At 35.2% G+C, this 12,746-nt stretch carries 9 protein-coding genes and 1 other annotated feature; of the genes, 1 reads left to right on the forward strand and 8 read right to left on the reverse strand.

Features of this window, described 5'->3' with window-relative positions:
* Positions 1-200: 200 nt before the first annotated feature.
* Both JC2156_RS06130 and JC2156_RS06135 read right to left on the reverse strand, forming a co-directional pair.
* Positions 201-1,517 (reverse strand): bifunctional folylpolyglutamate synthase/dihydrofolate synthase, encoded by a 1,317-nt coding sequence (locus JC2156_RS06130; RefSeq protein WP_006845766.1) that lies wholly within the window; start codon positions 1,515-1,517, stop codon positions 201-203.
* A gap of 143 nt (positions 1,518-1,660) precedes the next feature.
* Positions 1,661-4,318 carry a valine--tRNA ligase gene (locus JC2156_RS06135; protein WP_006845767.1) on the reverse strand — a complete coding sequence of 886 codons (2,658 nt, stop codon included), beginning with the start codon at positions 4,316-4,318 and terminating at the stop codon, positions 1,661-1,663.
* Between the two features lie 76 nt (positions 4,319-4,394).
* Positions 4,395-4,611, reverse strand: a binding site (T-box leader).
* Between the two features lie 257 nt (positions 4,612-4,868).
* Here JC2156_RS06135 and JC2156_RS06140 point away from each other — a divergent pair.
* A complete protein-coding gene (locus JC2156_RS06140) occupies positions 4,869-5,642 on the forward strand; it encodes a hypothetical protein (RefSeq protein WP_006845768.1) in 774 nt (257 codons plus the stop codon).
* A gap of 205 nt (positions 5,643-5,847) precedes the next feature.
* Here JC2156_RS06140 and JC2156_RS06145 read toward each other — a convergent pair whose 3' ends face one another.
* From JC2156_RS06145 to JC2156_RS06170, 6 genes are all read right to left on the reverse strand, one after another.
* A complete protein-coding gene (locus tag JC2156_RS06145) occupies positions 5,848-7,299 on the reverse strand; it encodes a hypothetical protein (RefSeq protein ID WP_006845770.1) in 1,452 nt (483 codons plus the stop codon).
* 325 nt (positions 7,300-7,624) lie between these two features.
* Entirely contained in the window at positions 7,625-9,343 is a 1,719-nt protein-coding gene (locus JC2156_RS06150) for an ABC transporter permease/substrate binding protein (RefSeq protein ID WP_006845771.1), read from the reverse strand.
* Positions 9,336-10,538, reverse strand: a complete 1,203-nt coding sequence (locus JC2156_RS06155; RefSeq protein WP_006845772.1) for a quaternary amine ABC transporter ATP-binding protein — start codon at positions 10,536-10,538, stop codon at positions 9,336-9,338. Before JC2156_RS06155 ends, JC2156_RS06150 begins: the two co-directional genes overlap by 8 nt.
* A 433-nt stretch (positions 10,539-10,971) precedes the next feature.
* Complete coding sequence (locus JC2156_RS06160; protein ID WP_006845773.1) at positions 10,972-11,418, reverse strand: universal stress protein; 447 nt, start codon at positions 11,416-11,418, stop codon at positions 10,972-10,974.
* A gap of 89 nt (positions 11,419-11,507) precedes the next feature.
* A complete protein-coding gene (locus JC2156_RS06165; RefSeq protein ID WP_006845774.1) occupies positions 11,508-11,783 on the reverse strand; it encodes a hypothetical protein in 276 nt (91 codons plus the stop codon).
* A gap of 333 nt (positions 11,784-12,116) precedes the next feature.
* Positions 12,117-12,638, reverse strand: coding sequence for a prolyl-tRNA synthetase associated domain-containing protein (locus tag JC2156_RS06170; protein ID WP_006845775.1), 522 nt, complete (start codon positions 12,636-12,638; stop codon positions 12,117-12,119).
* Positions 12,639-12,746: the final 108 nt, after the last annotated feature.

Genomic DNA, 12,746 nt, shown 5'->3' on the forward strand with positions numbered 1-12,746 from the left:
GTATTTGCGACAACTCATTTGTAAAACTGTCTCAAAAGACGGGACCGACCTTGCTCCTATCTAGAAACAAGGTAATAACAACTATAACATATTTCAAGTGTCAAATGTGAGCAACTTTTAATAACTAATTTACATTTATCCAATTAAATCAAAGCTTCCATTAACTTTCAGATACATCTAAAAGTTTAATTTTATCTGATTTAAATAATATGTTTTTGCGACCAAATTTGACGAACTTCTGCAACAAAATAAAGCGACCCACTAATGATAATTTTAGCTACCGGATCTTGTAACAATTCTTTATTTAATGCTATTTCCCAATCATCTTCAGCTTTGATATTTGCAATTGACAATTCATCTACTACAGTTTGTGGGTCAATTGCTGCCCTTTGATTGGGAGCAGTAAAGCTAACTACTATAACTCTAATTTGAGGTTTCTTAGCTAATTCATTCAACATTTTTAGATAATTTTTATCTGATAATACTCCAATAATAACTACCACCGGCTGTTCAAAATATCTTTGTTGAATTGTTTGAATTAAAGCTTGAATCCCCGCTAAATTATGGGCACCATCCAAGACTATTTCCGGATTTTGATTGATTTTTTCAAACCGAGCTGGCCATTCAACTTTCATCAATGCCTTTTGGATTAGTTCAAGTTGCATTGTGACATTTAGTGCTTGTAACGCTAAAGCTGCGGTTTCTAGAGCTACAGATACATTATCCAATTGATAATTACCTAACAACGCTAATTTTAAATTTTCGAACCGTCGCCCTTGTTGATCATACCAATCAAAAATCCAATCTCCGTCATCATTTTGCGTAATTTTTTTTAATTTAAATTGCATCTCCAGCTGGTATAAATGCTCAGTTTGATTCGAAATCACCGGTATAGTTAATTCAGGTAATCGTCCAACCACTGTAATTTGATTTTGGTTCTTGATGATTCCAGCTTTTTGTTTTGCAATTTCAGTAACTGTATTCCCTAGAACCTTTTGGTGATCCAAGCCAATCGTGGTAATAACTGCTACTAATTTATTTTTTATTACATTGGTTGTGTCCCAAGTACCACCAATTCCAACTTCCAACACAACCACATCCAAATTTTGTTGGGCGAAATATACAAACATTAAAGCTGTTAAAGTTTCAAATTCCGTGGGTCCTCCATCTGGTAATGTTTGATCCAATTTAATCAAAATTGGCTCCATTCTTTGCATAATACGCGTCAAATCTTGATCACTGATCGGCTTATTATTTATCTGAATTCGTTCATTAAAACGCATAATAAATGGCGAAGTAAATAAACCAACTTTTAATCCATGCTCTAATAGCAGCTGCTCCGTCATACGTGCAACTGAACCTTTACCGTTGGTTCCCGTAATATGAACATACTTTAACTGATCTTGTGGATTACCCAGAGCCTCAAGTAAATCATCAATTCGTGCAAAAGTATTTTTCTTTGCCCATTTATTACGCCCATGAATATAATTTATTGCATCATCGTAATTTTGAATCATTTTAGTATTCCTTAATTTTCTTAATCGTCTTGAACAATTCGATTAATTTTTAATGTAGCGACTAAAAAAGGTTGAGACAAAATTGTCCCAACCTCTATTATAAACATCTTCTAAAATTTATCCGTAATCAGTTTTAATAAAAACTATTTAGCAGCCTTCAATTCCATTAAACGTTCATTTGTAGTTGCAAATTTACTTTCCCAATCAGCTAGCTTTTCGCGTTCTGCCAAAACTACTTTTTCGGGTGCGGAATTTACAAATTTTTCATTTTTTAACTTACCTTGAGCTCTTTTAACTTCACCTTGGAACTTTTTAGCTTCATTTTCTAGGCGTATAATTTCGTCATCCAAATTGATTAATTCAGCCAATGGCACAATAACTTCAGCCCCAGTGATAACCTTCGTCATTGCTAACTGCGGAGCCTTTACTTCAGCAGAAACTACCAATTGCTTAGGCTTAACAAAGCGGTTAATATAATCAGAATTCGTTTTAATAATTTGCATCAATTCTTCATCAGAAGTTTGAACCATCACGTCAATCAAAGTTGACATTGGAGCATTGGCCTCTGTTCTAATATTACGAACTGCTGTAATTAAATCAACTAAGCGCTTAAAATCAGCTTCTGCTTTTTGATCATCTAATTGGTCATTAGCAGTTGGGAATTCAGCACTAGTCAATGAGTCCCCCACGTGCGGCATCGTTAACCAAATTTCTTCGGTTACAAATGGCATAATTGGGTGCAATAAACGTAGGGTTTGGTCCAAAACATACGCCAAAACTTGTTGAACATTTTGCTTGGCCTGATCATCATCCCCATTCAACGTTTCTTTCGTCATTTCAATATACCAATCGGCAAAATCATTCCAAATGAAGTTATAAAGGGTACGACCAGCTTCGCCAAATTCAAATTTATCAAAATTCTGATTAACTGTGGCAATTGTTTGGTTCAAGCGTGACAAAATCCACTTATCTGCTAAAGTTAAGTCAGTTTTAGCAGGTATTTTCACTTCTGTATCATCATCCAAATTCATGATGACATAACGTGACGCATTCCAGATCTTATTAATGAAGTTCCAAGCCGCGTCCATCTTAGTATATGAAAAGCGAACATCTAATCCAGGAGTAGATCCGTTAGCCAAGAACCAACGTAATGCATCAGCCCCATACTTTTCAATAACATCCATTGGGTCAATTCCATTTCCCAATGACTTTGACATTTTACGACCTTGTTCATCACGAATCAAACCATGAATTAAGACATTTTGGAATGGACGTCGACCTGTGAATTCCTTTGATTGGAACATCATCCGCGCAACCCAGAAGAAGATAATATCATATCCTGTAACTAAAGTATTAGTTGGGAAGTAGCGCTTGAAATCAGGTGCTTCTGTATCCGGCCAACCCATCGTTGAAAATGGCCATAAAGCAGATGAGAACCAAGTATCTAAGACGTCTGTCTCTTGTTCCCAATTTTCCAGATCACTTGGTGCATCTTCACCAACATAGATTTCACCGGTTTCTTTATGATACCAAGCTGGAATTTGATGTCCCCACCATAATTGACGTGAGATCACCCAATCATGAATATTTTCCATCCAATTAGTAAAGGTATTTTCAAACCGTGGTGGATAAAAGTCGACTCGATCTTCAGTCTTTTGCATAGCCAATGATTGTTCAGCCAATGGCTTCATTTTAACAAACCATTGAGTTGAAAGACGAGCTTCAACTGGCATACCAGTTCGTTCTGAATGTCCAACTGAATGGGTATATGGTTCTACTTTCAACATCCAACCAGCATCCGTCAAATCATTGACGATCGCCTTACGTGCATCATCACGATCCATTCCGGCATACTTGCCAGCTCGATTATTCATTGATCCATCTTCGTTCATGGTATTGATTCGTTCCAAATCATGTCGATTTCCGACTTCAAAATCATTAGGATCATGGGCTGGTGTAATTTTAACCATTCCCGTTCCAAAATCCATTTCAACATATTCATCCGCAATAACGGGAATTTCTCGATCAACTAATGGCACTTTAATCGTCTTACCAATAATATCTTGATAACGTTCATCCTTAGGATTAACCGCTACCGCAACGTCTCCAAACATAGTTTCCGGACGGGTTGTGGCAATTTCAATATAATCTTTACCATCTAAAGTTGTTCCATCCGTAAATGGATATTTAACATGATAAAAAGCCCCTTCAATATCTTTATAAATAACTTCGATATCTGATAATGCGGTCCGTGCCTTTGGATCCCAGTTAATAATATACTCACCACGATAAATTAAATCTTTTTCATACAATGTAACAAATACTTTTTTAACGGCCGCTGAAAGTCCATCATCTAAAGTAAAACGTTCACGATCATAGTCTAGGGAAAGACCAAGCTTACTCCATTGTGACTTAATGGTATCAGCATATTCATTCTTCCAGTCCCAAACTTGGTCCACAAACTTATCCCGTCCCAAATCATATCGTGAAATATTCTGTTCGGCTAAACGTTGTTCTACTTTTGCTTGTGTAGCAATTCCGGCATGATCCATCCCAGGAATCCAAACTGTATCAAATCCTTGCATCCGCTTTTGACGAATAATAATATCTTGTAAAGTAGTATCCCATGCATGGCCTAGATGCAACTTTCCAGTTACGTTAGGAGGTGGAATAACAATCGAATAAGGTCGAGCCTTTTTATTTTCGGATGGTGCAAACCGCTTGTCTTGCAGCCACTTATCATATCGCCCCGCCTCAACAGCAGTTGGATCGTACTTACCTGGCATTTCAATTTCTCGCATTGTATACTCCTTATTCTTTTTGATCGATTTAAAAAACTTTTTAAATAAAAAAAGCCCCAATGAATCAATACTGATTCATCAGGGCGAAATTAATCACGGTACCACCTGATTTAGAATAAAAGTTTTATCCTATCTCATCTGTCCTTAACGCGGAAAACGGAATTAACTACTTAAAAAGTTTCACTAATCCAGCGCCCCGACTACCTTCGTTTAAACAATATGATGGTTTCCCAGCAAATTACCACTCTCTAAGCATATCGTTTTAAACTAATCCTTCAGAACTTAACTATTCCATAATTGTACTTTGCCTTGCCAATTTTTACAAGGCTAATCTACAATTTAAACAATGCTTTCTTGAAGTAATCATATAACAATTATTTACAAAACTACGATAATAATAGTGCTTACTTCAAATCATGATTGATATGATTAAAACCTACAGCTCCATGCTTTTTCAAAAGGAAACAAATTAATTAATAAATGCTTGATATGAGATTTTAAGATTAGTTTTTGATACAATTGTATATAAATAAAATTTATGGAGGAATTTATGCGTAAACACGGGAAAAGAATTGTTATTTCAATAAGTGCCTTAGTATTGGTCATCGCAATCCTAGCCTTTACTTCATTAGCAATTAAACATCAAAATGATGTTAAACACCAGAATCAAATCACTGCCGAAGCCAAGAAAAAATCATCGATTAAAGTTAAAAAGGAGAAACAAGAAAAGCAAAAAAAGCAAGAAGATCGCGCTATCTCTGAAGCCGTAAAAGACCCTGATGCTAGCTCCATTGCTACTTCAACGTCGAAACAAACGATTCAAAAGAATAATTTTAGTAATATTTTCATCAAGCAATTAACTTCAGAAAAGTTGCCGGTTAAGGTACAAACAATCCTAATAAAGGATCAAACGGCCACTATTATTTTACAAGACAATATAAAGCAAAAAGACATCAAAACTTATTTAGATAACTATGCTAAAACTGTAGCAATCGCGCTCCAGGTAGCTGATCAAAATTCAGATAATGAAATTACAACCATTAAAATTGCTCGTCAAATCAGTCTTAAAAATGGTTCACAATTCGGAATTGCCACCCTTTGGGACGGCGACCAATTAAAAAATAACAGCAATCTAAAAGTTGAAGACACCACAGCTGACAACTTGATTCCAAATGCGTCTCGCTATGAATTCAGTGGCTCAATTTGGTCAAACTTTGACCAGAAGCAAAAAAACGTCTATACCAACCACATAACTAGTGGTAAAGCTGAAGACAATAATGAATTCAATACTTGGTTCGATAATTCAACTCACAAGCAAGATTAATGGAATTTATAAATATAAATCAAAAGACAAGCTTAAAAATTATGATTTACCAACTTTTGATATTCAATAAATTTAAAAGGTTAGAGTATTTTGCTCTGACCTTTTTTATTAATTGCAATCGTATAATTTTTAAAGACACAAAAAATAAGCAACTTTGAATCAAGATCTAAGCGATTCATAGCTACTTATCATTTTTTATTTTGAATTACTTTTGTCGAAAGAAAAGCCGTTTTAGGAATGCAATTAAGCCACCCTTTTTTTGCTTTTCCTGACTTCGTTTTGTTCGAGAATAATTAAGTTCATCACCATCAGTCTCTTGATTATTAGGAACTATAGTCTCTTTTGGCCGCGGTTCTGGAATCTTAAGATCACGTTGATAATCACCATCTCGCATGACTTCAGCGACCCCTGTAGCTGTAGCAATTTGTTCATCACCATCTACGACATTCGGATCACCGATATTTGAATTTCTATCTTCAAAATCTTCAAAATCCTCAAACTCGATATCACTTTCTGATTCAACTATTGTATCTTCATCTTCAAACTCGATATCTTCTTCTGAGTCAACTACCAATTCTTCGTCTTCGAACTTAGCATCTTGTTCTGGTTCAGGTACCAATTCTTCATCTTCGAATTTAGCATCTTTTTCTGGTTCAGGTACCGATTCTTCGTCTTCGAACTTAGCATCTTGTTCTGGTTCAGGTACCAATTCTTCATCTTCAAATTTAGCATCTTTTTCTGGTTCTACTGTCGTATCTTTAACTGAGTCGATAAAATGAGGTTGTAATACTTCAACCTGTATAGTTTGAATGGTAGTAATTAATTTATCATCAAACATTGTTGAATCTTCCATTTTAGATGACTCAAAATCAGTAGCTAGAATTGGTTCTGATTGAATCTCTTGATTCATATCAGGTTCCACTGGACTATTTATTTCTGTGGCTTGAATTTCTTCCAACTCTGCTCGAGATTGTGTATTTTCATCCGGAGAAATTGATTCTACGATTGAATTTACAAAAGATTCTGATGCAGCAGCTTTTTCCATCAAACTGTGATCATAAGCCGCTGAAGCAGCCCGACGGCCTTCAGCGGCATCAGCATAACTGTTAATCATATCATCCGTTAAAATTGGAATCGTCATTGTCTTGGTAGTAACCCCAATTTCAACGGGCACTTCCATTTGTTCACCTGTTACTGGGTTTAAAGCTGTTACCCGCAAATCTTCTGGACGAAGTGCGATTGGAATTTGTAATTCAAATTCTAATTTATCATCAATCAACACTTCAATTGGATGGGTATTTTCAGGAGTATGAACTTCAATGAATAACCCAGGCTGATTAACTGATCCCGTTAATTTTCGCGTAATCCCTTGTGTAGACAAAACTGCCGTCACAATTGGTTCAGGAGCCTGAACATGAAGAACTGTTTCATTAGTAACTTCTGGATGCTCTGGTAGCATTGCTTTAACCAAAATATCACCATGAGCTTTTTTCCAGTCAATATCGATTAAAAATGAACCATTTTCATCGACTTCTGGTCGAACGATTGATTGATCAGCCAAAGTTAATTCAATTTGAGCACGATAATCTCCGACTGATCCAATAATAGTAATACTACTGCGTTTATTTAAAACTGTTGCTGTTAATGGTAATTTCATAGTTTTCCCTCGTAGCTTGCTCAGCCTTTTCATCAAACTTTATATAAGTATATCATATGATAAATTTGGAATTTTTGCACATATATTAATGATAAATTGATACTTATTTAAACATTTCCTGCTTCATTTAATCAATACCACTAAAAAACACAGTGACAAAGCCATTTAAATCGCTAACTTATTTCTAAATATGTTTAAATTTTCATCTTATTAAATAAGTATTAATGTAAAAAAAAGGTTGAGACAAAATCATCTCAACCTCTATAAGAATGTTTCAAAATCTGCTTTTCAGCACTAATTTATATTAACAATCTTTCAGTAATATTTATTCAAACCAAGCATCAACTTCTTTTTGGTGGGCTTTAATCCACTTTTTAGCAGCTGATTGCGGTGTTGACCCACCACTAATATCCAACATTACACTTTCCATATCATCAGGTTGCCATTTGAATTTTTTCATTACTTTATAAACATCTGGCTTGCTTTCCTTCAAATCTTTACGAGTCATGGTATTCAAGCTCTCACTCTTACCCATTACACCCTTTGGATCAGCTAAATACTTAAGATCATATTTTTGCCACATCCAATGTGGTGACCAACCAGTAATTACGATTGGTTGATGTTGCTTGATAGCTTTATCTAAAGTAACTGCCATTGATCCAGTTGAAGAAGTTTGGACTTGCCAACCACTCAAATTTGGATACTCTTTTACAGCCTTTTGAGCAGCTGCAACAACACCAGCACCAGGTTCAATTCCAGTAATCGTTTGATCAGCCTCTTGTTGCAAATCATCAATACTGTCTACATCCATATAAGAAGGAACAACTAATCCTACTCGAGCGCCCTTCAAATTTGGGCCTAAAATATCTAATTGATCATGATATTTTTGATATTGAGCTTTTTGAGTATTGGGTAACCAAGCAGATACAGATGCATCAGCTTGACCATTAGCTAAAGTTTGCCACATAACTGCATTATCAAGCGGTGTTAAATTAACTTGATAACCATGTTGACGCATTGCTTCAGCTAAAACATTATTTGAAGCTACTTCAGAATCCCATTGTACATAAACTAGATCAACTGACTTCTTTGATTGCTGTTGTGTATGGAATAATCCTACTACCATGCTACCCAACAAAATAACGGCTGTAATTGCCCCAATCCATTTTTTCATAGGGCTCTTAGGTTCTTGCTTGGCAGGCTCAACATTTGTGAATTGAACAAATCGATCAATCACAATAGCTAAGATAACCAAAGCAAATCCGCTAACGAATCCACTACCAACATCCGCTTTTTGAACGGCTGCTAAAACTCCTTGACCAAGGCCAGGCGCCCCAACCATTGAGGCCATAACAACCATTGAAAGAGCTAACATAATCGATTGGTTAACTCCCGCTAAAATAGTTGATTTAGCTAATGGCAATTCAACCTTAAATAATTTTTGCCAAGCAGTTGATCCAAATGAATCAGCTGCTTCTTCCATTTCTGTTGGCACTTGTCGAATTCCCAAACTAGTAAAGCGTACTGTTGGGGGCAAAGCGAAAATCAATGAGGCGAAAATTCCTGGTACTGCCCCAATTCCAAAGAAAGCAACTGCTGGAATCAAATAAACGAAACCAGGCATAGTTTGCATCAAATCAAGTAGCGGTTGAACAATTTTATCAACAGTGTTAGATTTTGACATCCAAATTCCTAGAGGAACTCCAATAATAATAGCCAAGATACTTGATAATAATACCAAAGTCGTTGTTTGAATTAAGTCTGACCATAATCCTTGGTTCCAAACTAGAAGTAGTCCTAAAGCTGTAAAGAGTGGGAAAGTCCATTTTTTACCACTAATTAAGAGTGCAAAAATCGTTAATGCAATAATCAAAATAATTGGTTGAATCGCACCTAAGGCTGCATTAGACCAGTCCATCAAGGCTTGCCCACCGGTTTGGATAGCTCCAAAGAAACCAGTCCAGTTATCAGTCAACCAATTTACAATCTTCTCAACATATTCAGCTAATGGAATTTTAGAGGTTAGTAATAATAAATTAAGCATTTTGTCCCTCCTTATCCGCATTATTCGTTGCCGGTGCTAAAGCTTCAAGCACTCGTCCACGAATGATTACCCCTAGTAACTTACCATCTTCAACAACAGCTAAGGGGGTTGGAGCGTCATAAATAATAGGCACAATATCTGAAACTAACATGTCTTTTGATACAGTTGGCATTTCAGTCAAAACATCTGTTACTGGCAAATGATCATGTCGTGCTCGTAGAGCATTCTCTGTTGATAGGAAACCACGGAATTGACGTTTACGATCTACCGCCACCAAACCACTGACTTCTTCGGTTACCATCTTCTTAAGCGCCACATTCGGTCCATCGACATCAACATTTGTTGTGAATGGTTTAGCCATAATCTTTTCAGCAGTCAAAACCTTTGAACGATCTAAGTCTTCCGTAAACTGACGGACATAGTCATTAGCAGGATTAGTTAGAATTTCTTCTCCCGTTCCAATTTGAACAACTTCTCCATCTTTCATAATCGCAATTCGATCCCCAATTCTAAGGGCCTCATTCAAATCATGGGAAATAAAAATAATCGTTTTCTTGAAACGTTCTTGTAAATCAAGTAACTCGTCTTGCATATCCCGACGGATTAATGGGTCTAACGCTGAAAAAGCCTCATCCATTAGAAGAATTTCTGGGTCATTAGTCAATGCTCGAGCTAACCCCACTCGTTGTTGCATCCCCCCAGATAATTGACTAGGATATTGATCTTTAAATGGCATAAGATTAACATCTTCCAAGGCTTTTTCAGCTCTTTTAATTTGCTCATCTTTTTTAATGCCTTGTACTTCAAGACCATACATTGTATTTTCTAAAACTGTACGTTGTGGGAAAAGTCCAAAACTTTGAAAGACCATACTCATCTTGGTACGTCTAACCTCTAACAGTTCTTTCTTATCCATTTTTGAAACATCTCTACCATCTAAATAAATTGAACCAGACGTAGGTTCAATCAGACGATTCAACAATCGAATTAATGTTGACTTTCCTGAACCAGAAAGTCCCATAATAACGAAAATCTCACCTTCTTCAATGGTTAAGTTGGCATCGTAAACACCAACTGTAGATCCAGTTTTTGCTAAAATGTCATTCTTATCCGCATGTTTTTCAACTAACTCTAATGCGGGTTTTATTCGTTTTCCAAATATTTTCGTAAGGTGTTCAATTTTTACCTTAGGCATGCATTACCTCCTGCATTTTTTTCAATTTACGGATTAATAATTTAATCGCTTGTCTTAAATTCTAACTTAATAAAAAGAGCTATGTCAAAAGTACGCATTACAAAGTAACCGCTTTCACTCTAATTTTTTTGTTATTAAACTTTAATAAAAAACTCTTAGATGCTTTTTCTAATGAAATTCATCCTTGTCGTTTTCGACCATTAATCCGTTGTAATTCTAATGTAATATTCATTCAGTATCTTTGTAATAATTTATAATAAATTATTTAATCTAAAATATCATATGATTTTTTCATAAAAAAAACTGAGACATAAAACGTAAGGTTTCTTACTTTAACGTCATTTTCATCTTAATCCTTGGTTGGATAAGTATGGAAAAACTTTAAATCGTAACCCTTCAACGAATGTGTCTCACTTTCTTTAAAAATCTATTATTAATTAGCTCGTACAATCAAAGTGTCGACCTTGGCTGATCGAGTTACATACTCGGTAACAGATCCAATTAAGAAACGTTCAATTGTATTTAAACCAGTTGCACCCATAATCACTAAATCAATGCCATATTTTTCAACAGCTTGATGTCCAATGATATTTTTTGGAGAACCATACTCAATCGTATATTCAACCTGTTCAACTCCAGCATCCTGAGCTTGCTTCAAATAAACATCCATTGTCTTCTTTGCTGTATCAGCAATTTCTTCGACCATCGCTGTCTTAAAGTCAGCAACATTTTGAAAAGCTCGGGTATCAATAACATGCAAAATATGCAAGTCAGCATGGTTACGCTTAGCAATTTCGATCGCTTGATCTAACGCAGCCTCTGCCTCTTTTGATCCGTCAACCGGTACCAAAATATTTGTATAGTTCATCTCAAGTGCCATAATTCAACCCCCTTTTGATTAAATCGCAAATTAATTTATATTCTTATTATACCATGATTGTAACCCTTTTCATTAAATTATAATAACATTTAATGAAACATTTTTTGACTGATAATAATCCCTAATAGCATCGTAGAAAACATTGCTACAATTAAGATTCCTGTGACAGGCCAAGGTGCACTACCCCAAACAAGAATACTAATTAACACAGCTACTGCTAAAATGATCAACCAGACCCCGAATCCAACTGCCGTTTTTTTAATTGATTTCCCTTTAATACCTAATAAGTCATCCTTATTTTTCAATAAAAGGAATCCAATTCCACCAATTAATAAGGAAAATAAAATTTCAACAAAAATTACCATTATTTCTCTCCATTATTATAAAATAAAAGCCTGCCAGGCATGAGCCGTAGCAGGCGGTAAACACTTGATTGGCGCCGTTAGTTGATCCGTCATTGTTGGCTCCTAAGATAAGAAAGTGGGTACTAAGACAGCATTTGGAGCTACCTCGTGTTAAGGTATGCTCCGCCGGCTTTCCGCCATTCCCGTTTAGAAAAAGGTTGTAAAGCAACATAATGAATATAGGATCACGCGTACGTCCAAGAAATTTACTATAAATTAATTATACACCATTATTTATTTTTTTTTGAGTTAAAAAACATTTTTTAAAATTAAAGTCATTTAATATTTATATCACTACACTGTCAAAACATTATATGTGTATCCATAAGACTTAATAAACTTCATTAAATCTTCCGCTTCTAAGAAAATTGTATGTGTATTTTCATTGGGGTGAAAAGTTAATAAAGTTTCTTGATCTAGCATATCTTTATCAAAATAAATATCAACATCATGGCCTTCGCTATACATGACGCCAAACGGAGAAATAATACCAGGTTCTAAATTAAGAAGTTCTTCAACCTCATTTTCTTTAGCCAGAGAGAGACGTTTTTTACCAGATACTTCTTGAAAATGTTTAAAGTCCAAACGTTTTGAATCATCCATGATAACTAAATAAAAATTATTTTTCTTATCCCGTAAAAGCATAGATTTTGTTCGAACGCCTTTTAAATTTGCTATAAATTGATCCGCCTGTTGAATAGTTTCAGCAGGTGCGTGATGGACTAGCTTATAATCTATATTTAGGCTTGTTAATTTGACAATTAAATCCTCGTACTTCTGATGATTATCTTTAGTAACTTGATTTGAATTTTCCATAATATCTAGACCCTTTCAATTTATAATATTTAAAAAATTTCAGATACATTAAACCCACAATATTTCACTTTCATGACTTTTAAATTATTTTAAAAATCCCTTTGAATA

The organism is Weissella koreensis KCTC 3621, from assembly GCF_000277645.1.